The following is a 21533-nucleotide window of genomic DNA, read 5'->3' as shown; positions in this document are numbered from 1 at the left end:
TGAAGGATCGCGCGTCCAGTTAAGAGCAAAAACATTGACAAAAAAATTTATTTATGCTAAAATTTACTATTAATATATTTGTATGTATAATAAGATTCTCCTGGCCAGGAGAATCTTATTTTTTGTGGAGGATCATTTCATGAGGAAAAATGAGTCCAGCTTAACGTCTTTGATTTCAGCGTTTGCCCGTGCTTATCACAGCAAATATGACACATCTCTTATTTTTGATGATTTTATCGCAAAAGATCTCATTAACGAAAAAGAGTTTATCGACATCAGTAAAAATATGATTCAAGGAATATCGTTTTTCAACAAAGAGATCGCCGAACGTCTTCAAAATGATCCTGAAAAAATATTAAAATGGGTTGCACAAATCCAGCTGTCTCCCACGCCACTAGCACGTGCTTCTTATTGTGAAAAAGTCTTGCACAACGAATTAATCCTGGGGGCAAAACAGTATGTCATTCTTGGAGCGGGGCTGGATACCTTCTGCTTTCGGCATCCAGAATTAGAAAACAGCTTACAGGTTTTCGAGGTTGACCATCCGGCTACACAGCAATTCAAAAAAATAAGCTGAAGGATGCAAATCTGACAATTCCGAGTCATCTTCATTTTGTTCCTATGGATTTCACCAAAACGTTTTCGTATGATCCTCTCTTAGATGAAGGATTTAAAAACACAAAAACATTCTTCAGCCTTCTCGGAGTGTCTTATTATGTAACACGGGAAGAAAATGCAAGCTTGATCAGCAATTTATTTTCTCATGTCCCGCCTGGAAGCTCTATTGTTTTTGATTATGCGGACGAAACACTTTTTACAGCAAAAGGGACGTCAAATCGAGTTGAACATATGGTGAAGATGGCTGCCGCAAGCGGGGAACCGATGAAATCATGTTTCACTTATCAAGAGATTGAACATCTGTTAGAGTCATCTGGTTTACTGATCTATGAACATCTATCACCAGACGACATTAATGACCTTTTCTTTAGTAATCGAAAAGACAATTTGTCAGCGTTTGAAACGATTCATTATATTCATGCGGTAAAAAAATAATTTTCAAATTATCAGAAGCCTCTCAATGTTTGAGAGGCTTTTTATTGAACCCGCATGCAGCAAATAAGCTGCCATTATCATATGGCAGCTTCTGCTAAAGGCTTCACCAGGATCATAAATGATTTGCCTTTCTCATCTTTTTCCGTTTTCAGCTGTTCAAAGCCGCATTGGCTTAAAAACAGTATCCATTCCCTGCGCTCAATGGGAACTCCCGCAAACATCGCTTTATGTTTCGCTCTAAGCAATTTGCTGATCTGTTCAATGATCATCTTCGCATGTCCCTTTTTTTCTTCAGCCGGGTCAATCAGGACCGTTCCGAGCCACGGCTTACCGTTTGAAGGAGACCACTCGAGATGGTAGCTGACGGCAACAGGCAGACCGTCTTTTTCCCATACAAGCCATGCCCCGTTGTACATGGAGTAGGAAATGATATAGTCTTCTGCATCTTTATCTCCAAACTCCTCCTCTTTCCATACAGGATGAGCCTCCGCGAGCTTTTCTAACAAGCTGAGATCATCCTGCTCAAATGGCCTACTTCCGAGCATGAAGATACTCTTCAAATATCGTTTTATGTATAGATGGGTTTCCGGCTAGCACACTGTGGTTTTCTAAAAAGGTAAACGGCTCTCCTTCAATGGTCGTATAGGTGCCTCCTACTTCATTTAACAGCACACAGCCGGCTGCGTAGTCCCATGGCGCAAGCCGCATCGTGATGTAAGCATCTATTCTTCCTGCCGCGACATTTGCCAGCTCTAAAGCGGCAGACCCGTAGGAGCGTGTGCCTCTGACTCTTTTCACAAGTGGCGCTAACACACTTTGATCAATTCTTCTATTTTCCGTTACCCATGTTGCATTAATGGCAAGAATCGCTTCTTCAATGACGGTTTCTTTTAATGGAGCCAGCTTCGTTTCATTCATATAAGCTCCTCTGCCGCTAAATGCGTGATACAGCTCATCGTGCACCACATCATAAATTAAACCGATTTTCCCTTCACCGTTTTCAAAAATCCCAATGGAAATCGCAAAATTTCTTTGCTGGTGCACAAAATTCATCGTCCCATCAATCGGATCAATAATCCATACGACTCCCTCAAGTGAGTGGATTTTGTCTCCTTGCCCCTCTTCACCGAGTATCCGATGTCCCGGAAAAGTTTCTTGAATTCGATTAATGAAAAACTTTTCGGTTTCTTTGTCAATATTGGTGACTAAATCATTCGGATTTGATTTCGTTTCAATTGTCAGGCTTTCATGCATGGATTGTGTAATTCTCGCGCCTGCTTCTCTTATCCACTTCTTTGCAATCTCATCAATTTCCGTCCAATTTGTCATTCGTTCGTACCTCTCTTCTATGTAGACCTTTTATTTTATAGGATACTGATAACGGCAATGAAAAAGCAAGGAAAATGAAAAATATCCCTTCTCACGTAAAAACGAACCATTCATGCGGTTCGTTTTCACTATCGCTTTTTTACCCGTTAAGACGAATCCATTCTTTTCTAAGTCGCTCAAGTTTGTTTTTGCTTTGTTCAATCTGCTCTTCATTTTCTTTCTGCATTGCTTCATATAGGGTTGCCAATTCATAATCAACCTCTAGTCTCCAGACAGCAACACGATTGTTTTTCTCTTCCTTAAATCCCTCTTTTACAACTTGCCTCATTGTCTTTCGCCCCTTCCAGAGATCATTTGTTTGTAAAAAAGCATCCCATTTTGCCATTCAACAATGATTACTTCTTATATCGTATGATTGTTCTATTTACGCGCAACATGATTCTGAAAATTGTGTGTTTACCTACTCGTTTATTACCACATTTCTCCTTACTTCAAACGCGCTCAATCTTTTTGAAGCTCGTATGAACTGTGATAAAATATGTATACTTAGCATGAAGGAGGAAAATCATGACACAAATGCGTTTCACTGAAGAAGACTTTAACACATTTACAATAGAAGGTTTAGACGCGCGCATGGAAGTATTAAAAGAGACGGTCCGTCCGAAGCTTACAGCTCTAGGCGAACATTTTGCCCCAACTTTATCAGCTTTAACCGGAGATGAAATGTTTCCGCATGTGGCAAAGCACGCAAGAAGATCCGTCAATCCCCCGGCTGACAGCTGGGTGGCGTTCGCAAACAGCAAAAGAGGCTATAAAAAACTGCCGCATTTCCAAATTGGTTTATGGGAAAGCCACGTCTTTGTATGGTTCGCGATTATTTATGAATCCCCTATCAAAGAAGAATACGGCAAATTGCTTGAAGTGAACCAAGAAACCATTACGAAAAATATCCCTGGCAGCTTCGTTTGGTCTGCAGATCACACAAAACCGGGAGTACATAAACAGTCTGAAATGGACAAGGAACAGCTGAAGACACTGTTTGAGCGTTTGCAGACTGTAAAGAAAGCCGAGCTGTTATGCGGCATCCAGCTCCAAAAAGAAGAAGTGCTGAATATGAATAACCAGGAATTCCTTCAGCGTATCGACGATGCCTTTAAACAGCTTGCTTTTCTGTACCGTCTCACCCAAAAAGTAACACAAGCATAAAAAAGAGCCGGGATATCCCCCGGCTCTTTTTCTTACATCTTAATCTTCGCGTGATCAGATTCTCTCGCCTGTTTGACCGTGCAATAAGGAGAATATGTACTTTGTTCCTCAAACTCGCCGCATAGCTTTTTTTCTTCGGCCTTCCCCGGTACAATTTCCTTGAAACGGCGGTAAGCTTTAAGCAGTTCTTCACGATCCGCCCCTTTTTCATATGCAAGCTCAACCTGCTGGAAAAATGCAATCACATCCACTGCTTCTTCGGTTGTCCAATCTTCATTCATCGGATATTGATACTCCATTTTCTTCACTCCTTGTAGATTTACTTCCCTTAAGAGAAAGCATCTTCATTTGATCATAAATTGTTCTTTACATTCTTTCAAGTTCATAATATAATTCATTTGTTTTACGTCTAAAAAACGGTTGAGAAACTGATTTTAATACACACTATTATGCATAGGTATGATTACAAAGGTGGGAAAACAATTGTCGCAACATGAAACACCCTTATACACAGGACTGAAAAAGCATGCAAGCAGACAGCCTGTTCAATTCCACATTCCCGGCCATAAAAAAGGGGCAGGAATGGACCCAGAATTCAGACAATTTATCGGTGAAAACGCGTTAAGCATAGATTTGATTAATATTGAACCATTAGACGATCTGCACGCGCCAAAAGGCATTATTAAACAAGCACAAGATCTGGCTGCTGAAGCATTTGGAGCAGATCATACATTTTTTTCTGTTCAAGGAACAAGCGGCGCCATTATGACAATGGTAATGGCTGTTTGCGGACCTGGTGATAAAATTATTATTCCAAGAAATGTTCATAAATCAATTATGACAGCTATTGTATTTTCCGGAGCGGTTCCAATTTTTATTCATCCTGAAATTGACAATGAATTGGGCATCTCCCACGGAATTACACTTGAATCTGCTAAACGGGCGCTTACCGAGCATCCGGATGCAAAAGGGCTTCTCGTCATCAACCCGACATATTTCGGTGTTGCAGCCGACTTAAAAAGCATCGTAGAACTCGCTCATTCGTTTGATGTGCCAGTGCTTGTGGATGAAGCACACGGCGTTCACATTCATTTTCACGACGAATTACCGCTATCGGCTATGCAGGCAGGAGCAGACATAGCAGCGACAAGTGTCCACAAACTGGGCGGATCACTGACACAAAGCTCTATTTTAAACATGAGAGAAGGCCTTGTATCTAAAGACAGAGTGCAATCCATCCTGAGCATGCTGACAACTACGTCAACTTCTTACTTGCTTCTCGCTTCTTTGGATGTTGCCAGAAAACGCCTTGCAACAGAAGGCCGCCAGCTTGCTGAGGAAACACTCAAGCTTGCCAATCAGACGAGAGATCGCCTCAATCAGATTGAAGGCATTTATTGTGTCGGTTCTGAGATTCTTGGGTCGAAAGCAGCTTACAGCTATGATCCGACAAAATTGATTATCTCTGTGAAAAGTCTTGGCCTGACAGGACATGACGTGGAAAAATGGCTTCGTGAATCCTTTAATATTGAGGTGGAGCTTTCTGATCTGTACAATATTTTGTGTATTTTCACTCCTGGTGACAGCCAAAATGATGCAGACCGGCTTGTAGAGGCTTTAACTGAGATCGCACAGCAAATGTCAGAACAAGATGTAACACATCAGCAAACTGAGGTTCTGCTTCCAGAAATACCTTTATTGGCAATGACTCCGCGTGATGCTTTCTATGCAAATACGGAAGTCATCCCATTAAAAGAAGCATCCGGACGGATTATTGCTGAATTTGTCATGGTATATCCGCCTGGTATTCCAATCTTCATCCCAGGAGAAATTATTACAGAAGAAAACATCAGCTACATTTTTAAAAACCTTGACGCAGGCCTCCCTGTTCAAGGACCTGAGGACTCGACTTTACATATGATCCGGGTCATCAAAGAACAAAAAGCAATTCAATAAAAAATAAAAAGCAATTCAATAAAAAATAAAAAGCAATTCAATAAAAAATAAAAAGCATGCGGCTTTAAGCCGCATGCTTTTTTTACTCTTCATCAACAGGACATTGACATTGTCCGCAGCATGTTCCGTATAATGTTGTCACTTTCTCATCTTCAAAGTAATGAATGGCTTCGTTGCAATCTTGGCAAACAATCGTACCCATCTCTTATTCCCCATTTCTTTGAAATTTGAAAACGCTTAATTTCTTTTGTTGTTATTATATTAATATGTCACATTTAAAATGTCAACAATAAACTGTATAACACATTTAATTTTAGATCATCATATAGACCGTGCTTTTCCATTTTCCCTCATACAATATCTTCTTCATACAGAAGCTTTACTCGATATATATGCCACAGCACATAATGTAATTTCACGTTTTCTTGAACTTTCATCCAAGAATGCAGCAAAAAATTCAATATACCCCAGGTTGCTATTTTAAACGATTGATATAATATGTAATCTCACTTTAAAAACGGTTTCAATTATATAACAATTAGGTAACAAGAAGCAGATTAAGCCGCCTCTCGTGATAAACTAAAGCTAGTTAACTACTGTTTATACAGAGGAGAAGATAGATGCGATATCGCGCGGTATTCCCCATGCTGATAATAGTATTTGCTTTATCGGGCTGTACGCTTTCCACCATCAATCCGATGAAAAAAAGCCGGATTGACAACATTCATCATACACAAATCCTGTTTTTTTCTGATGAGAACCAAATAGACCAGGAAGCGCCTTATTACGATGCACTGCTTGATTTAGAAAAAGATTATCCCGAGCAAATAGATAAAATGAAGGTCTATGATAAAAAAGAAGGCTGGGAAGATGAGATTGAAACTGTCCCTACCCTTATGGTTGTTGATCAGCGCCATGTCGTGGTGAAAATCGAGGGATGTGTGAAAAAGAAAGAAGACATCATTAAACCATTACAGCATGTGCTGTCAAAATAAAAAAACAGCCCCGCTTTGAGCGAGGGCTGTTTTTGATATGAAAATTATTTTACGATGTGAATCGGACTTCCGATTGCCACTTCAGCAGCTTCCATTGTGATTTCGCCCAATGTTGGGTGAGCGTGAATTGTCATCGCGATATCTTCAGCAGTCATGCCGCCTTCAATCGCTAAGCTTAATTCAGAAATCATATCAGAAGCACTTGCTCCGGCGATTTGTGCACCGATCACAAGACCGTCCTCTTTACGAGTGATCAGCTTCATGAAGCCGTCTGTTTCGTTAAGAGAAAGCGCGCGGCCGTTTGCTGCAAATGGGAATTTAGCAGCAACAATGTCAAGACCTTCTTCTTTCGCCTGTGCTTCAGTGTAACCAACTGATGCAAGTTCAGGCTCAGAGAAAACAACCGCAGGAATACCAAGGTAATCGATTTCTGCAGGCTCTCCAGCGATAGCTTCTGCTGCGATTTTACCTTCGTAAGATGCTTTATGAGCAAGCGGCGGTCCTTCGATGATATCACCGATTGCATAAATGTTAGGTACGTTTGTGCGGCACTGTTTGTCAGTTTTCACGATACCGCGGTCCGTCATTTCGATACCGACTTGCTCAAGACCAAGCTCATCAGTGTTTGGACGGCGTCCTACTGTAATCAATACGTAATCAGCATCAACAGTTTTTTCTTCGCCTTTTACTTCGAAAGTAACTGTTACGCCGTCTGGTCTTTCTTCAACGCCTTTAGCCATCGCGTTTGTATGGATTTCAACGTTGCCTTTTTTCTTCAGTCTGCGTGTAACGAGAGAACTCATTTGTTTTTCGAAGCCAGGAAGAATTTCATCTCCGCCTTCAAGAATAACAAGTTCAGTACCGAAGTTAGCATACGCAGTTCCAAGTTCAGTTCCGATGTATCCGCCGCCGATAACAACGAGCTTTTTAGGAATTTCTTTAAGAGCCAAAGCGCCAGTTGAATTCAGGACACGCTCACTATATTTGAAGTTTGGCAATTCGATAGGACGAGATCCAGTAGCAATGATTGCGTTTTTGAACGTGTATGTTTGAGCAGAGTTCTCATCCATCACACGAACTGAATTGCTGTCTACAAAGTAAGCTTCACCTTTTACAACATCTACTTTGTTGCCTTTAAGAAGACCTGCTACACCGCCAGTAAGCTTGTTGACAACAGAAGCTTTCCATTCTTGAACTTTTGTGAAATCAACTGTTACATTCTCAGCAGTGATTCCCATGTCATCAGAATGTTTTGCATTCTCATAACGGTGACCTGCATTGATCAGCGCTTTTGAAGGGATACATCCAACGTTCAGACAAACGCCTCCAAGAGTTGCTTTTTCAACGACTGTTACTTTTTGTCCAAGCTGTGCAGCGCGGATGGCAGCTACATAGCCGCCAGGTCCCGCACCAATTACAAGAGTATCTGTTTCAATAGGGAAATCTCCTACTACCATAACATTACGCCTCCATTAAAATTAATTGTGGATCGTTCAGTAAACGCTTGATGTGATTTAATGCATTTTGCGCAGTTGCTCCGTCGATCATACGGTGGTCGAAGCTGAGAGAAAGAGCTAAGACTGGAGCTGCTACGATTTCGCCATCACGAACAATCGCTTTTTCTGCAATGCGTCCGATACCAAGAATCGCAACTTCTGGATGGTTGATAACCGGAGTGAACCATTGTCCGCCGGCAGAACCGATGTTTGTAATTGTGCAAGATGCGCCTTTCATTTCAGCTGGAGCAAGCTTGCCTTCACGAGCTTTTGTTGCAAGGCCATTGATCTCATCAGAAATTTCAAAGACAGATTTACGATCTGCATTTTTCACAACCGGTACAAGCAAGCCTTTTTCAGTGTCAGCAGCGATACCGATGTTGAAGTAATGTTTTTGGATGACTTCATCTGTTTTATCGTCAATTGACGTGTTTAAAACAGGGAATTTTTTCAGTGCAGATGTAAGAGCTTTTACAACGTAAGGCAAGTAAGTCAGCTTGATTCCTTGATCAGCAGCAACCTGTTTGAACTGTTTACGATGTGCAACAAGGTTTGTTACGTCCACTTCGTCCATTAACGTTACGTGAGGAGCAGTGTGTTTAGAGTTAACCATCGCTTTTGCAATTGCTTTACGGATACCGCTCATTTTTTCGCGTGTTTCTGGGAATTCGCCCTCTGGAGCTGGTGCAGCAGCCGGTTTAGCAGCTGTTTCTTGTGGTGCAGCTGTTTCTTGCGGTGCAGCTTCTTGCGCTCCTCCGTTTACAAAGCTGTCGATATCTTCTTTTACAACACGTCCGTTGTTGCCTGAACCAGTAACCTTACGGATGTCTACGCCTTTTTCACGAGCATATTTACGTACGGAAGGCATAGCGATCACGCGTTTGTTCGGGTCAACTTCAGCTTGATCCTGCTGTCCTGCGCCAGTAGCTTTTGCAGGCTCTTGAGCTTGCTCTTCTTTCGCAACGTCTTGTCCAGCTTCTGCAGTTGACTGAACTTGTGCTTCAGTTTTCGCATCGTCAGACTCGTCGCTGCCTTTAAATTGAAGATCTTCGTAACCAGGTGCATCAAACGTAATAATCGTTTGTCCAACAGTTGCAACCGTTCCCTCTTCAACTTTTAATTCTAATACTTTTCCTTTAACAGGTGAAGGAATTTCTACTACTGCTTTATCATTTTGGACTTCAGCCAGTACATCATCTTCGTCTACCTCGTCGTTAGGCTTGACAAACCATTTTACGATTTCGCCTTCGTGGATACCTTCCCCGATATCTGGAAGTTTAAATTCAAATGCCACAGTTCTCGACCTCCTAGTTTGATTAAGCAATTTTAAAATTTACATCGTAAGCATTGAAAACAGGTATATAATAGAGGGAAAACGTTCATCTTCCCTCTCGATTATGCAGTTTGATTAAAATTCAAGCACTTTTCTTGCTGTTTCAAGAACGTCTTTATGGTTTGGAAGCCATACGCTCTCCGCTTGAGAGAAAGGAAATACTGTATCTGGCGCTGCAACGCGAAGTACAGGTGCTTCCAAGCTCAGGATCGCACGGTCATTAATTTCTGCTACTACGTTTGCAGCAATACCGGCTTGTTTTTGTGCCTCTTGAACAACAATCGCGCGTCCTGTTTTTTCTACAGAAGCGATAATTGTATCGATATCAAGTGGGCTTACTGTACGAAGGTCGACAACTTCAGCAGAAATGCCGTCTTTTTCAAGCTCCTCAGCAGCTTTTAATGATTCATGAACCATTGCGCCGTAAGTGATGATTGAAAGATCAGTACCTTCACGTTTCACGTCAGCTTTTCCAAGCTCAATTGTGTATTCTTCTTCAGGAACTTCCTGACGGAAAGAACGGTAAAGCTTCATATGCTCTAAGAAGACAACAGGATCATTGTCTCTGATCGCAGAAATTAAAAGTCCTTTGGCATCGTAAGGAGTTGATGGAATAACAACTTTGATACCAGGCTGTTGTGCAACAAGACCTTCCAAGCTGTCAGCGTGAAGTTCAGGAGTATGAACACCGCCGCCGAATGGAGAACGAATTGTTACAGGTGAAGTCCAGCGTCCGCCAGAACGGTAGCGCATACGAGCCATTTGGCCAGAAACTGAATCCATTACTTCATAAACAAATCCGAAGAATTGGATTTCCATTACCGGACGGAAGCCGTTTAAGCCTAAACCAAGGGCAAGACCGCCGATACCAGATTCAGCAAGTGGCGTGTCAAACACACGGTCTTCACCGAATTCTTTTTGCAATCCTTCTGTCGCACGGAATACGCCGCCGTTTACACCAACGTCTTCTCCGAAAACTAAGACATTTTCGTCATTTTTCAGTTCTGTGCGTAACGCATCCGTGATTGCTTGAATCATTGTCATTTGCGCCATGGCTTACTTCGACTCCTTCTGTGTATAAATTTCAAATTGCTCCTCAAGGTTGTGAGGCATTTTTTCGTACATGATTTTCATTAAATCAGTTACTTTTTGCTTCGGTTCAGCATCAGCTTTTTTGATCGCTTGCTTAATTTCTTCTTTCGCATCCTCAATCACTTTTGCTTCTTCTTCTTCAGACCATAAGCCTTTGTTTTCAAGGAACGCACGGAAACGTACAAGCGGATCTTTTTGTTCCCACTCATTTTCGATTTCTTTTGTACGATATTTAGTAGGATCGTCACCAGCCATTGTGTGCGGGCCATAACGGAATGTAAGTGTTTCAATTAGTGTTGGACCTTCGCCGTTGATTGCGCGCTCGCGTGCTTCAGCAGTTGCTGCGTATACAGCAAGCGGATCCATTCCGTCTACTTGTACGCCGACAATACCGGCAGCTACAGCTTTTTGTGCAATTGTTTCAGCTGCAGATTGTTTTTCAACAGGAGTTGAAATCGCGTAACGGTTGTTTTGCACCACGAATATTGCAGGTGCTTTATAAGCTCCGGCAAAGTTAATTCCTTCGTAGAAGTCCCCTTGAGAAGCTCCGCCGTCACCAGTGTAAGTGATTGCGACAGCTTTCTTACCGCGTTTTTTAAGACCTAGCGCAACACCGGCAGTTTGAATGTATTGAGCACCGATAATGATTTGTGGAGAAAGGGCATTCACATCATCAGGCATTTGGTTTCCTCTGAAATGTCCGCGAGAGAAAAGAAACGCTTGATATAATGGAAGGCCGTGCCAAATTAACTGAGGCACATCACGGTATCCAGGAAGAACAAAGTCTTCTTTTTCAAGCGCGAAATGCGTTGCAATCTGAGAAGCTTCTTGACCCGCAGTAGGAGCGTAAAATCCGAGACGTCCTTGACGGTTTAATGAGATAGAGCGTTGGTCAAGCACACGCGTAAATACCATGCGGCGCATTAGCTCTTTTAATTGATCATCAGTTAAATCAGGCATCGCCGCTTCATTCACGACTTCTCCCTTTTCATTTAAAATTTGGAACGTTTCGAACTGCTTTTTAATGGCATCAAATTGCTTCTTACTGTCAACGATAGCTTTTTTCGTTTTTGCAGCCATACTAAGTCACCTCTTCCTTTCTTTTAAACAGTCATTAGACGTGCATTCCTTTTATACATACAAACTTAGGGTACCCTAAAGTATCAGCAGTAAGTCGTATTATATTTTAGCCGATCCCCAGTTTGCCAAAACCTTTTATGTAGGATAGTTACACTCTGCTTTGAACTGTATTATTTCGAAGTTGTAAAAAACTAATACAACACCGCTTAACATGGATTAGTTTACACCAAATAAAGAAGAACCGTCAATCGTTTTCATCGCTGATTTTCAATAAATGTATTCGCTTTACATTTTCATCAAAAAAACAGATGCCAACCGCACCCAAAACTGTACTAGTATACCTTACTATGCTGTACTACAATAGAAATGAAAATTTTGAACGAAATCCGAATCGCATTTCATTCAAAAAAAGAGCTGATCGAGTCAGCTCTTTTTCACACGATAGCCTGCAGCATCATATAAATCTTCCCGGGCTTTATTATATTTTTCGGTTTGTTCATTAAATTCTCCGCTATATTTAAGGATCTTTTCATAAGAAGCATTGACTTTATCGATCTGCTGATCCAGATCATCTCTTGTCAAATCTTTGTCTTTCAGCTGCATATACAGTTTTTTATTAAGCTCAAGCGCTTTTTTATACTCTTTATACATAGTGCCATATGATGTATATCTTTTCTCCATATGGTTTGCTGCGGCATCGGCCTTTTCTTTTATGTCTTTTTCCTTAATATGTTCCGCTGACGTTTTTGCTTCCTCAAATTCTGTTTCCGATTTTTTCATGCTGTCATTTTCAAGCTTTAGGTGTTCTTCGCGCTTGCTGACATTTTCAAGCGCCTTATTAGATAAAGCAACAATTTTTTTATAATCATCCATATTGAGCTTCATAACACTATCGTAAAGCTGATTTTCTTTGGCCTCTAATTCTTTGAGTGTGTTTTGTTCTTCTTGAAACGGCTTTTCCGATTCCGCGGCTTTTTCTAATGAATGATGAAGTGAATCAACCGGGTCCTGTCCCATGCATCCTGTTAATATCAGTGCCATGGCACAAAAAGCTCCGATCTTCATTCCAGGCCGCCGTTTTATTGCGTCTTTCACGTTAAATCCCCCAATCTTGACAATTTCTACTATAGAATCCATGGGGACATTTGGCAATAGTCGTGCTGTATTAATGCAATACTGAAATTAAATCAAAAAAGTGAAAAATCAGGACAGATGACCATACAATTTTTTTGTTTTTACATAGGTTATATTAGACGCTATGCCTACTTATAAAGGCTCTGGCGTAATTAAAAGAGGAGGTTATGTAATATGTATGGATATGGTTACGGCGGAGGCTGCTGCAGTTATGGTGGTTACGGATATGGTGGCTGCGGATATGGCTACGGCCGCACCTTTGCGCTAATCGTTGTTTTATTCATTCTGTTAATCATTGTCGGAGCTGCTTATTTAGGCGGAGGCTGTTGCTAACCACACAGCATGAAATTGACCAGCCATATACGGCTGGTCATTCGTTTCGTTGCACCTTTGTGAAGAAATCCGATATAATTTACATATTAAGCTTTAGGAGTGAAGTTTCTTGATTACTATGGAAAACATCGTACGTGACGGCCATCCAGCCCTCAGAGAGACTGCCGAACCTGTTGAGTTGCCTCCAACTGATGCAGAAAAACAGCAGCTGGCCGACATGATCGAATTTGTTAAAAACAGCCAAAATCCGGAATTAGCCGAAAAATACAAGCTGCGCCCTGGCGTAGGACTCGCAGCTCCTCAAATTAATATCAAAAAACGAATGATCGCTGTTCATGCGGAAGATGCTTCCGGTAAATTATACAGCTATGCTCTATTTAATCCTAAGATCGTCAGCCATTCAGTTGAAAAAAGCTACTTAACAAGCGGCGAGGGCTGCCTCTCTGTAGATGAAGCGATTCCCGGTTATGTTCCCCGCTATGCTCGCATCAGAGTAAAAGGAACAACACTAGAAGGCGAAAATATTGATATTCGTTTAAAAGGATTTCCGGCTATTGTGTTTCAGCATGAGATCGATCATTTGAACGGCGTTATGTTCTATGATCATATTGACAAGGAAAATCCTTTCAAAGAACCTGAAAATGCAATCGCAATTGAGCGCTAAATAGAAAAAACGGCTGGCACAATGCCAGCCGTTTCTTTATTTTAAAAGGCCCAATTCTTTGACAGCGTATGCAATTCCATCCTCGTCCACCGGTTTTGTTACAAAGTCCGCGATTTCTTTCAGTTCGGGAACAGCATTTCCCATAGCAACGCCTGTCCCAACATATTCAATCATTTGCAGATCATTTAATCCGTCGCCGAAAGCATATGTATCGCCGATATCAAACGGAAGACGCTCAATCACTTTTTTGATTCCTTCTGCCTTCGAACCTCCGTGCGGCAGAACATCAGTCGATAGCTCATGCCAGCGAACTAGATCAAACTCAGGAAAAGCGGCATAAGCTTTTTCTTCTTCATCCTGACAAAATAAAAGAAGCTGAAAAATTTCTTTTCCTTCATAAAAAAGGTCATCAGTCTCTGGGTAATCGGTTTTAAGGCTGCCGATTCCCTCAAGAACATGAGGGTGATCCGCAACAGTCGCTTTCATCGTGTCCTCAGCCATAAACACAACAGGATGCTTGCCTTCATCCGCCTGCTTTAATAATCGCCTGATTGCATCTTCAGGCAGCGGATTTTTATAAATCACTTGATTTTCAAAGACAACAAACTGTCCATTGTAGGAAATAAATGAGTGGATGCCCAGCTCCTCCAAAATCGGCTTAACCAAAAATGGAGATCGGCCGCTGGCAATAAACACATGATGCCCTTGGCGCTGCAGCTCCGCCACGGTTTTTCTCGTACTTTCCGGTATATTCTTATCATGATCATATATTGTGCCGTCAATATCAAAAAAGATTAATTTTGAATCCATCGCAACTTCCCCTTTATCGTCTTGGTCTGCAATTCCCACCCTCATCATACAAAAAGATTGTCATTCAGCAAACAATTTCGTTCAAAAATCATATTAAATTCCATTAATAACCACGAAAAGTCTTCCTCAATCTCCGTATACTATTTGTATAAAAGAACTCTGGGACAAATTTTTCATTAAAGGAGGGACTGGCTAATGCTGCGTAAATTAAGAAAGAAACTCAGAAGACAATGGAACGGAATGCTCCGTAAGAAAGCAATTGCCTGACAAGGGATCTTTCACTTTTTGAGAGATCCTTATTTTGCTCAAGGCTTTCCTTATATTCCGTTTTCGAATATAATAGAATGAGCGAGTCTAACATACGGCATTTAAGGAGAGATTTGGAATGATTTATAAGGTATTTTATCAAGAGAAGGCTGACGAAGTACCTGTTCGGGAAAAGACAGATTCACTTTATATTGAAGGCGTATCTGAGCGTGACGTCAGAACAAAGCTGAAAGAAAAGAAATTTAATATTGAGTTTATTACACCTGTTGATGGTGCATTCTTAGAATATGAACAACAGAGCGAAAATTTTAAAGTATTGGAGTTATGAGCGGTATGAAATTTGTAAAAAATGATCAGACTGCTGTTTTCGCCCTCGGAGGTTTGGGCGAAATCGGTAAAAATACGTACGCGGTGCAATTCCAGGATGAAATTGTGCTGATTGATGCGGGGATCAAGTTTCCCGAGGACGAACTGCTCGGAATTGACTACGTCATCCCTGATTATACGTATTTAGTCAAAAACGAAGATAAAATTAAAGGGCTTTTTATCACCCACGGGCACGAAGACCACATCGGCGGTATTCCATACCTGCTCAGACAAGTGAATATTCCTGTATACGGCGGAAAACTCGCGATCGGCTTACTTCGGAATAAACTTGAAGAGCATGGATTATTGAGACAGACGAAACTGAACATTATCGGCGAGGATGATATTGTAAAGTTCCGCAAAACGGCTGTGTCATTCTTCAGAACAACACACAGTATTCCGGATTCCTACGGCATTGTTGTAAAAACGCCGCCCGGAAACATCGTACATACTGGGGATTTCAAATTCGACTTTACTCCAGTCGGCGAGCCGGCAAACTTAACGAAAATGGCCGAAATCGGTAAGGAAGGCGTTTTGTGCCTTCTTTCAGACAGCACAAACAGTGAAAATCCGGAGTTTACCATGTCTGAACGCCGTGTAGGAGAAAGCATTCATGACATTTTCCGCAAGGTGGACGGCCGAATTATCTTCGCTACATTTGCGTCGAATATTCACCGCTTGCAGCAGGTAATTGAAGCTGCTGTACAAAATGGAAGAAAAGTTGCCGTATTTGGACGCAGTATGGAATCGGCTATCGAAATTGGACAGACACTCGGTTATATTAACTGTCCTAAAAATACGTTTATTGAGCATAACGAAATCAATCGTATGCCTGCTAATAAAGTAACAATTTTATGTACAGGAAGCCAAGGGGAACCAATGGCGGCGTTATCAAGAATTGCAAACGGCACACACCGCCAAATTTCAATCAATCCTGGGGATACGGTCGTATTTTCTTCATCCCCTATCCCAGGCAACACAATCAGCGTGAGTCGAACAATCAACCAGCTGTATCGTGCGGGTGCTGAGGTTATTCACGGCCCTCTTAACGATATCCATACATCCGGTCACGGCGGACAAGAAGAACAGAAGCTGATGCTTCGTTTAATCAAGCCTAAATTCTTCATGCCGATTCACGGTGAGTACAGAATGCAAAAGATGCATGTCAAGCTTGCAACAGATTGTGGCATCCCAGAGGAAAACTGCTTTATCATGGATAATGGTGAAGTATTAGCACTTAAAGGCGATGAGGCTTCAGTTGCAGGAAAAATCCCGTCCGGTTCAGTGTACATTGACGGAAGCGGTATCGGTGATATTGGCAATATCGTACTTCGTGATCGCAGAATTCTCTCTGAAGAAGGACTTGTCATCGTTGTTGTCAGCATTGACATGGACGACTTCAAGATTTCAGCGGGTCCAGATTTGATTTCCAGAGGATTTGTGTACATGAGAGAATCTGGCGACTTGATCAACGACGCTCAAGAGCTCATTTCAAATCACTTACAAAAAGTAATGGAACGAAAAACGACTCAATGGTCTGAAATCAAAAACGAGATTACAGACACTCTTGCGCCTTTCTTGTACGAAAAAACAAAGCGCCGTCCAATGATCCTGCCGATCATTATGGAGGTTTAAAAAAAGAGGCACTCCCTAAGGGAGTGCCTCTTTTTATTGCAGTGATATGTGTTGAAATGATTTTACATCGAATAATCCCGTAGTCGTCATTTTAATATCAGGAATGACAGGCAAAGCTAAAAACGACAATGTCAAAAATGGATTAAATCCGCCTGTGAAACCGATTAACGGCAATTTATCATGAAGCGTCTGCAAGCTTTGATTCACTTGCTCTGCAGATTGGTCGGATAATAACCCTGCAATCGGCAACGGTACTGAATGGAGCTCTTCCCCATTTTTTATAATCGTTAATCCTCCGCCAATTTCCTGCAGCTTATTAACTGCCGCCGCGATATCCTCATCATTCGTTCCGACAGCAATAATATTATGGGAGTCGTGTGAAATGGTTGTGGCAATCGCTCCGCTCTTGAATCCAAAACCTTTCACAACACCAAGTCCGGTTTCTTTCAATCCTTTATGCCGCTCGACAACTGCAATCTTTAACAAATCAAACTCAGTGTCAGGCTCAAATTCGCGGGCATCAGGAGCCGGAACTTGTACTAATCTTGTTTCAAGCTGATTTGGTATGATTTGAATGACATTGATCTGCTGCTCTGAATCGATTGGCATATGAAAATCCTGTTTGTTAAGAGGAGCAGCAAGCTTAACAGAATCAAGCAGGGCCTGATCTGGTGCTGCAGTTGAAGCATGATCCTGATAGACCACTTTGCTGTCTTCAGCAACAGTCTGCCCTTTTACCATCGTCATTGTGACAGTGACATTTTCCAGATCAGATACAAAGAGCAAATCAGCGTCAAAACCCGGGGCAATCGCTCCCTTTGTATCTAATCCGTAGCACTCGGCCGCATTGAGGCTTCCTAATTGATAGGCTAAAAACGGATCAAGTCCGGCTTGAATCGCCATTTTCACCTGATGGTTTACACTTCCCTCTGACAATAAATCATCCACATGCTTATCATCCGTACAGAAAAAGAACCGGCGTGCGTTCTTTTCATTTACCGCCGGCAGCACATTGAGCGTGTTTTTGGCGACTGATCCTTCACGCATCATGACATACATGCCTCTTCTGATACGATCAAGGGCTTCTTCCTTCGATGTTACTTCATGGTCGTTTAAGACAAAGGCGGTTCTGTAAATGTTAATGAGGTCTGTTGATAAACCAGCTAAATGACCGTCTATCCGTTTTCCTGCCACACGGGCATCGAGCAGTTTCTGAACCATGTCTTCTTCAGCCTGCTGAACCGACACATAATCCATAACTTCAGCCAGCCCTAATACTTCTTCTTCTTCTTCATAAAAAGGCTTGAGATCGGCAGCTTTGAGAATTGCGCCTGATCGCTCAAAACTTGCGGCAGGCACACTGGAAGGAAGCATAAAATGGATATTCAGCGGTGTATGCCGAGCTTGTTCAAGCATAAACACAATCCCTTTTTCACCAGACACATTCGCGATCTCATGCGGATCTGTAACGACCGTCGTCACGCCATGAGGCAACACTGCTTTAGCGAACTCAATCGGTGTAACCATTGACGACTCAATATGTACATGTCCATCAATAAAACCCGGAACAATCATTTGTCCCTCTGCATCAATGGTATTTTCACCTTCATACTCACCGAGGCCTACAATAACTCCATCTGTAATCGCAATATCTTCATATATCCATTCTTGATTATATACGTCCATGATTTTTCCGTTTTTAATGACGATATCAGCTTTTTGTCTTTTGGCTGAAGCATTCAGCCTATTGACTAGCGCTTCTTTATTCAAATAGGCCCCTCCTCTTTTTTATTATATGGTACAATATGCTATCGGAACGCCTGTGCTTAGTCAATGAAATTTTAAGAAATTGACGCTCAGTTCATTAAAGTTGTTATATTCTGATAATATGAAAAACCGCCCTTAAAGGACGGCTTATTTGGCTGCTATTTAGTATGAAGAACTCTTTTTTCAAAACGGGAGATGTCTGTAACTGATCCAATAACAATGAGTATATCTTCTTGGTGGATGACTTCGGTTGCAAGCGGTGATACGATAACTTCCTTGCCCCTTTTTATGGCTACGATATTAATACCGTATTTTGCGCGAATATCTAAATCGAGAAGCGTATTTCCAGCCAGGCGGCTGTTAGCTACGATTTCAACAAGACTATGCTCTTCAGACAGCTCCAAATAGTCAAGTACATTGTTGGACACGATATTATGCGCAATTCGTTTTGCCATATCGCGTTCTGGGTGGACGATGTGATCCGCGCCAATTTTAGACAGCACTTTTTCGTGATAATCGTTCTGCGCTTTAACTGTAATCGTATGGACGCCAAGTTCTTTCAGAATGAGTGTCGTTAAAATACTCGCTTGAATATTTTCCCCGATTGCTACAATAACATGGTCAAAATTTCGCAGGCCTAAATTTTTCAGGACAGATTCGTCTGTCGAATCACCGATAACTGCGTGAGATGCAATCTTGGCATACTCGTTGACTTTATCTTCATCGATATCCATTGCCATAACCTCGACGCCTTCTTCGCTTAATGCTTTGCAAATACTGCCACCAAAACGGCCCAGCCCAATTACCGCAAATTCTTTTTTCATCGTGGTGCTCCTTTATATGACATGATATTGATCAAATTTTATCATATTCTTTTGTTACAGTGTTATCCTTTTGGCAGCGAATTCATATGCCGCTTGAGCTTTTCAGTAAACTCAGGCGACAAATACAGCTCCGCTCCGCGTTCGATTTCAATCTGATAGTGCTGAGGCGGGGCAATTTCCGCTTCTTTTTGGAGGACGAGAAAGGTTAAGCAGTCTTTGTAGTGCCTCCCGCCAGCTTCAACGTCTACAAATGCCGGCCGATACGTAAGAGATTCGACGCCCTCCCTTTTAAATAGATAGGAGAGAGCAGAATAAGGAATACGGTATAAAACGCCTTCTGTTGTTCCTCCGTCTTCCAACATGTCCGCTCTTGAACCGTCATCCCTTTTTAGCGTGAAGCGGGTTGTGTATCCTTTTAAAACAGCTCTTCCTACTGGATCTTGAAAATAGTGATCGACTCCCGCTTTTTGAAAGCGGGCATTATCCATGCATGATCCATAGGCAAAATAATAAATGGGATTTTTCGATTTGCTGATCATCTGATGTTCTTTCCAGTCGCCGCTGCTTATTTTCGTAAAACCGGCACACCCTTCTTTGTTCATAAAATAAATAAGCGCATTTTTAATCCCGACATCCGTTTCTACAAACACCGTTTGTTTATGATATCCTTGAAAAAATTGATCGAGCTTATGTATACACAATTCATCTGCTTCATATACTTCGCCGTATATATAGCCTTCGCCATTAAAAACAGCTGTGGGCCCCTCTTTTGCAGCAAACAAACTTCCCTTTGTTCTCGCCTGCTCATTGATACATGCCGATTGTGCCAGCAAATGATGGGTTTTTTCATGCTTTCTTAATGTCCCATATACAAACAGAAGCGAGTTCACTGTATTTTTCTCCTCTCAGCTGTCTGATTTTAAAGGCAAAACCACTTGAAAGACGCTGCCTTTTCCAGCTTCACTTTCGATTTTCAATTCCCCGTCATGTTCCTTCAGGATTCTCAAACAAATGGGAAGTCCCAGTCCAGTGCCCTTTTCTTTTGTTGAATAAAAAGGTTTGCCAATCTGCTTCAGCTTTTCCTGCGGCATGCCGTTTCCTTCATCCTTTACGCTTATCACTGCATGAGAGGCGGTTTTAGCAGTTGAAATGGTTACGACACCGCCCTTTGGCATTGCCTCAATTCCGTTTTTAATGATGTTGATAAAGACCTGCTTCAGCTGATTTTCGTCTCCATTAATCATACAGCCATCTGTCTCTTTGAAATTTTTCTCTATGACGATATTGGACAGAATTGCATTGGTATCAAGCAATGTCGTGACTTGTTTCAAGATCTCATTAAGCTGGTGTGTTTTAAATGTGATTGCCTGCGGTTTTGCAAGCAGCAGCAGCTCGCTGAGCACTAAATCGATTCTTTTAATCTCTGAAAAGATGATGTCAAAATAGTCTTTTCTGTCCGGATATTGTGTTTTCATAATCTGGAGGAAACCGCTGACAGATGTTAAAGGGTTTCTGACCTCATGAGCAATACCTGCGGCAAGTTCACTTGTGATTGATAGTTTCTGGGATTCCCTCGCCAGCCGTTCATTAATCTCAATGAGCTCATCTTCAGCCTCTTTCCGCTCAGTGATATCTGACATTGTACCCAGGCTGCCTGTAAATTGGTCATCCCGGTCATAGTAAAGTTTATAATGAACTTCTCCCCAAAAAATCGTGCCGTTCTTTGTCACGTATTTTGCCGTAAACATGCCAGAAGACGCTTTGTTTTGGATTTGGGTGTTAATGTGGTCGGCTACGTGCTTTTCTTTTATGAAGTAATCGTTATACATTGTTCCCATACATTCACTGATTGAAAACCCGGTTATAGATGCCCACGCTTGGTTTAAATATGTAATTTCGCCTTTTGCATTTGTTTGAAATACGATTTCCTGCAAATTATCCATGATGCGGTTTTTTTCTTCAGAAAGCTGTTTATACTTCCATTCGTTATCCTTCATTTTCTTAACCAGCTGCTGTTTCTCATCAATATAATAAGCCAACATCCAGACACTTACCAGCGTGACTGCAGTATACACAATATCAACAGGCCAATTAATCGGGTTTTTGCCTATAAAATAAAATAAATAATCCCAAAACATTATAAAAATCATTGCCAAAATGATGGAAATGATACGAGCTTGATATTTTCTCATA

Annotated in this window: 22 protein-coding genes and 1 pseudogene; 8 read left to right on the top strand and 15 right to left on the bottom strand. The window is 41.6% G+C overall.

Features of this window, described 5'->3' with window-relative positions; genetic code table 11:
- Nucleotides 1–139 precede the first annotated feature (139 nt).
- Nucleotides 140–1053, top strand: a pseudogene (locus NSQ12_RS08225) (class I SAM-dependent methyltransferase).
- Between the two features lie 77 nt (nucleotides 1054–1130).
- Here NSQ12_RS08225 and NSQ12_RS08220 read toward each other — a convergent pair.
- The 3 genes from NSQ12_RS08220 to NSQ12_RS08210 all read right to left on the bottom strand — a co-directional run bounded on the left by NSQ12_RS08220 (nucleotide 1131) and on the right by NSQ12_RS08210 (nucleotide 2710).
- On the bottom strand, nucleotides 1131–1559 hold the full coding sequence (locus NSQ12_RS08220) for a GNAT family N-acetyltransferase (RefSeq protein ID WP_160243318.1): 429 nt from the start codon (nucleotides 1557–1559) through the stop codon (nucleotides 1131–1133).
- Between the two features lie 25 nt (nucleotides 1560–1584).
- Complete coding sequence (suhB, locus tag NSQ12_RS08215) at nucleotides 1585–2382, bottom strand: inositol-1-monophosphatase (protein WP_069322571.1); 798 nt, start codon at nucleotides 2380–2382, stop codon at nucleotides 1585–1587.
- Nucleotides 2383–2521: 139 nt separating this feature from the next.
- On the bottom strand, nucleotides 2522–2710 hold the full coding sequence (locus NSQ12_RS08210) for a hypothetical protein (protein ID WP_009967148.1): 189 nt from the start codon (nucleotides 2708–2710) through the stop codon (nucleotides 2522–2524).
- A 239-nt stretch (nucleotides 2711–2949) separates the two neighbouring features.
- Between NSQ12_RS08210 and NSQ12_RS08205 the strand changes: the two genes are divergently transcribed.
- On the top strand, nucleotides 2950–3588 hold the full coding sequence (locus tag NSQ12_RS08205; protein WP_339176448.1) for a YktB family protein: 639 nt from the start codon (nucleotides 2950–2952) through the stop codon (nucleotides 3586–3588).
- Between the two features lie 32 nt (nucleotides 3589–3620).
- On the opposite strand, the gene NSQ12_RS08200 is transcribed toward NSQ12_RS08205, so the two are convergent.
- Nucleotides 3621–3887, bottom strand: coding sequence for a UPF0223 family protein (locus NSQ12_RS08200; RefSeq protein ID WP_339176446.1), 267 nt, complete (start codon nucleotides 3885–3887; stop codon nucleotides 3621–3623).
- Nucleotides 3888–4071: 184 nt separating this feature from the next.
- Between NSQ12_RS08200 and speA the strand changes: the two genes are divergently transcribed.
- The gene (gene speA / locus NSQ12_RS08195; RefSeq protein WP_003244780.1) at nucleotides 4072–5544 is read left to right on the top strand and encodes an arginine decarboxylase; all 1473 of its coding nucleotides are present in this window, start codon (nucleotides 4072–4074) and stop codon (nucleotides 5542–5544) included.
- Between the two features lie 82 nt (nucleotides 5545–5626).
- On the opposite strand, the gene NSQ12_RS08190 is transcribed toward speA, so the two are convergent.
- Complete coding sequence (locus tag NSQ12_RS08190) at nucleotides 5627–5746, bottom strand: GapA-binding peptide SR1P (RefSeq protein WP_003232305.1); 120 nt, start codon at nucleotides 5744–5746, stop codon at nucleotides 5627–5629.
- A gap of 418 nt (nucleotides 5747–6164) precedes the next feature.
- On the opposite strand from NSQ12_RS08190, the gene slp reads away from it, so the two are divergent.
- Complete coding sequence (slp, locus tag NSQ12_RS08185) at nucleotides 6165–6539, top strand: peptidoglycan-associated lipoprotein Slp (RefSeq protein WP_003245672.1); 375 nt, start codon at nucleotides 6165–6167, stop codon at nucleotides 6537–6539.
- 44 nt (nucleotides 6540–6583) lie between these two features.
- Here slp and lpdA read toward each other — a convergent pair whose 3' ends face one another.
- The 5 genes from lpdA to NSQ12_RS08160 all read right to left on the bottom strand — a co-directional run bounded on the left by lpdA (nucleotide 6584) and on the right by NSQ12_RS08160 (nucleotide 12635).
- Nucleotides 6584–7996, bottom strand: coding sequence for a dihydrolipoyl dehydrogenase (gene lpdA / locus NSQ12_RS08180; RefSeq protein WP_003232309.1), 1413 nt, complete (start codon nucleotides 7994–7996; stop codon nucleotides 6584–6586).
- A 4-nt stretch (nucleotides 7997–8000) separates the two neighbouring features.
- Nucleotides 8001–9329 (bottom strand): pyruvate dehydrogenase complex dihydrolipoyllysine-residue acetyltransferase, encoded by a 1329-nt coding sequence (pdhC, locus tag NSQ12_RS08175; RefSeq protein ID WP_003232311.1) that lies wholly within the window; start codon nucleotides 9327–9329, stop codon nucleotides 8001–8003.
- A 114-nt stretch (nucleotides 9330–9443) separates the two neighbouring features.
- On the bottom strand, nucleotides 9444–10421 hold the full coding sequence (pdhB, locus tag NSQ12_RS08170; RefSeq protein ID WP_014113660.1) for a pyruvate dehydrogenase complex E1 component subunit beta: 978 nt from the start codon (nucleotides 10419–10421) through the stop codon (nucleotides 9444–9446).
- A 3-nt stretch (nucleotides 10422–10424) separates the two neighbouring features.
- Nucleotides 10425–11540 carry a pyruvate dehydrogenase (acetyl-transferring) E1 component subunit alpha gene (gene pdhA / locus NSQ12_RS08165; RefSeq protein ID WP_003222294.1) on the bottom strand — a complete coding sequence of 372 codons (1116 nt, stop codon included), beginning with the start codon at nucleotides 11538–11540 and terminating at the stop codon, nucleotides 10425–10427.
- Nucleotides 11541–11963: 423 nt separating this feature from the next.
- On the bottom strand, nucleotides 11964–12635 hold the full coding sequence (locus tag NSQ12_RS08160; RefSeq protein ID WP_029317748.1) for a YkyA family protein: 672 nt from the start codon (nucleotides 12633–12635) through the stop codon (nucleotides 11964–11966).
- Between the two features lie 213 nt (nucleotides 12636–12848).
- Between NSQ12_RS08160 and NSQ12_RS08155 the strand changes: the two genes are divergently transcribed.
- Both NSQ12_RS08155 and def read left to right on the top strand, forming a co-directional pair.
- Nucleotides 12849–13007 (top strand): YjcZ family sporulation protein, encoded by a 159-nt coding sequence (locus NSQ12_RS08155; RefSeq protein WP_003232317.1) that lies wholly within the window; start codon nucleotides 12849–12851, stop codon nucleotides 13005–13007.
- 109 nt (nucleotides 13008–13116) lie between these two features.
- Nucleotides 13117–13671, top strand: coding sequence for a peptide deformylase (def, locus tag NSQ12_RS08150; protein WP_003245474.1), 555 nt, complete (start codon nucleotides 13117–13119; stop codon nucleotides 13669–13671).
- A 36-nt stretch (nucleotides 13672–13707) separates the two neighbouring features.
- Here def and NSQ12_RS08145 read toward each other — a convergent pair whose 3' ends face one another.
- Nucleotides 13708–14481, bottom strand: coding sequence for a Cof-type HAD-IIB family hydrolase (locus tag NSQ12_RS08145; protein WP_015252170.1), 774 nt, complete (start codon nucleotides 14479–14481; stop codon nucleotides 13708–13710).
- A 385-nt stretch (nucleotides 14482–14866) separates the two neighbouring features.
- Here NSQ12_RS08145 and rnpZA point away from each other — a divergent pair, with 385 nt between their 5' ends.
- Both rnpZA and rnjA read left to right on the top strand, forming a co-directional pair.
- Complete coding sequence (gene rnpZA / locus NSQ12_RS08140; RefSeq protein WP_003222303.1) at nucleotides 14867–15076, top strand: RNA polymerase subunit omega 1; 210 nt, start codon at nucleotides 14867–14869, stop codon at nucleotides 15074–15076.
- A gap of 5 nt (nucleotides 15077–15081) precedes the next feature.
- Nucleotides 15082–16749 (top strand): ribonuclease J1, encoded by a 1668-nt coding sequence (rnjA, locus tag NSQ12_RS08135; protein WP_003245660.1) that lies wholly within the window; start codon nucleotides 15082–15084, stop codon nucleotides 16747–16749.
- Between the two features lie 33 nt (nucleotides 16750–16782).
- Here rnjA and ade read toward each other — a convergent pair whose 3' ends face one another.
- The 4 genes from ade to kinC form a co-directional block, all read right to left on the bottom strand.
- Entirely contained in the window at nucleotides 16783–18519 is a 1737-nt protein-coding gene (gene ade / locus NSQ12_RS08130; RefSeq protein WP_029317747.1) for an adenine deaminase, read from the bottom strand.
- Nucleotides 18520–18674: 155 nt separating this feature from the next.
- Complete coding sequence (gene ktrC, locus NSQ12_RS08125; RefSeq protein ID WP_003222311.1) at nucleotides 18675–19340, bottom strand: Ktr system potassium transporter KtrC; 666 nt, start codon at nucleotides 19338–19340, stop codon at nucleotides 18675–18677.
- A gap of 62 nt (nucleotides 19341–19402) precedes the next feature.
- Nucleotides 19403–20230: a gamma-glutamylcyclotransferase gene (locus tag NSQ12_RS08120; protein ID WP_128740304.1), complete on the bottom strand. Its 828-nt coding sequence runs from the start codon at nucleotides 20228–20230 to the stop codon at nucleotides 19403–19405.
- Between the two features lie 15 nt (nucleotides 20231–20245).
- Nucleotides 20246–21532, bottom strand: coding sequence for a two-component sensor histidine kinase KinC (gene kinC, locus NSQ12_RS08115; RefSeq protein WP_003232333.1), 1287 nt, complete (start codon nucleotides 21530–21532; stop codon nucleotides 20246–20248).
- Between the last annotated feature and the right edge of the window lies 1 nt (nucleotide 21533).

Origin of the sequence: Bacillus sp. PS95 (assembly GCF_037963565.1) — a bacterium.
GTDB classification, from domain to species: Bacteria; Bacillota; Bacilli; order Bacillales; family Bacillaceae; genus Bacillus; species Bacillus subtilis.
Note: the sequence above shows the minus strand (reverse complement) of the source record. Positions and strands in the feature narration are given on the sequence as shown.

Coding starts and splice junctions, on each gene's coding strand:
- pdhA (WP_003222294.1), bottom strand. CDS start 11,540: ATGGCTGCAAAAACGAAAAAAGCTATCGTTGACAGTAAGAAGCAATTT.
- NSQ12_RS08205 (WP_339176448.1), top strand. CDS start 2,950: ATGACACAAATGCGTTTCACTGAAGAAGACTTTAACACATTTACAATA.
- kinC (WP_003232333.1), bottom strand. CDS start 21,532: ATGAGAAAATATCAAGCTCGTATCATTTCCATCATTTTGGCAATGATT.
- NSQ12_RS08145 (WP_015252170.1), bottom strand. CDS start 14,481: ATGGATTCAAAATTAATCTTTTTTGATATTGACGGCACAATATATGAT.
- ktrC (WP_003222311.1), bottom strand. CDS start 19,340: ATGAAAAAAGAATTTGCGGTAATTGGGCTGGGCCGTTTTGGTGGCAGT.
- NSQ12_RS08190 (WP_003232305.1), bottom strand. CDS start 5,746: ATGGGTACGATTGTTTGCCAAGATTGCAACGAAGCCATTCATTACTTT.
- rnpZA (WP_003222303.1), top strand. CDS start 14,867: ATGATTTATAAGGTATTTTATCAAGAGAAGGCTGACGAAGTACCTGTT.
- pdhB (WP_014113660.1), bottom strand. CDS start 10,421: ATGGCGCAAATGACAATGATTCAAGCAATCACGGATGCGTTACGCACA.
- rnjA (WP_003245660.1), top strand. CDS start 15,082: ATGAAATTTGTAAAAAATGATCAGACTGCTGTTTTCGCCCTCGGAGGT.
- slp (WP_003245672.1), top strand. CDS start 6,165: ATGCGATATCGCGCGGTATTCCCCATGCTGATAATAGTATTTGCTTTA.
- NSQ12_RS08200 (WP_339176446.1), bottom strand. CDS start 3,887: ATGGAGTATCAATATCCGATGAATGAAGATTGGACAACCGAAGAAGCA.
- NSQ12_RS08155 (WP_003232317.1), top strand. CDS start 12,849: ATGTATGGATATGGTTACGGCGGAGGCTGCTGCAGTTATGGTGGTTAC.
- lpdA (WP_003232309.1), bottom strand. CDS start 7,996: ATGGTAGTAGGAGATTTCCCTATTGAAACAGATACTCTTGTAATTGGT.
- suhB (WP_069322571.1), bottom strand. CDS start 2,382: ATGACAAATTGGACGGAAATTGATGAGATTGCAAAGAAGTGGATAAGA.
- NSQ12_RS08210 (WP_009967148.1), bottom strand. CDS start 2,710: ATGAGGCAAGTTGTAAAAGAGGGATTTAAGGAAGAGAAAAACAATCGT.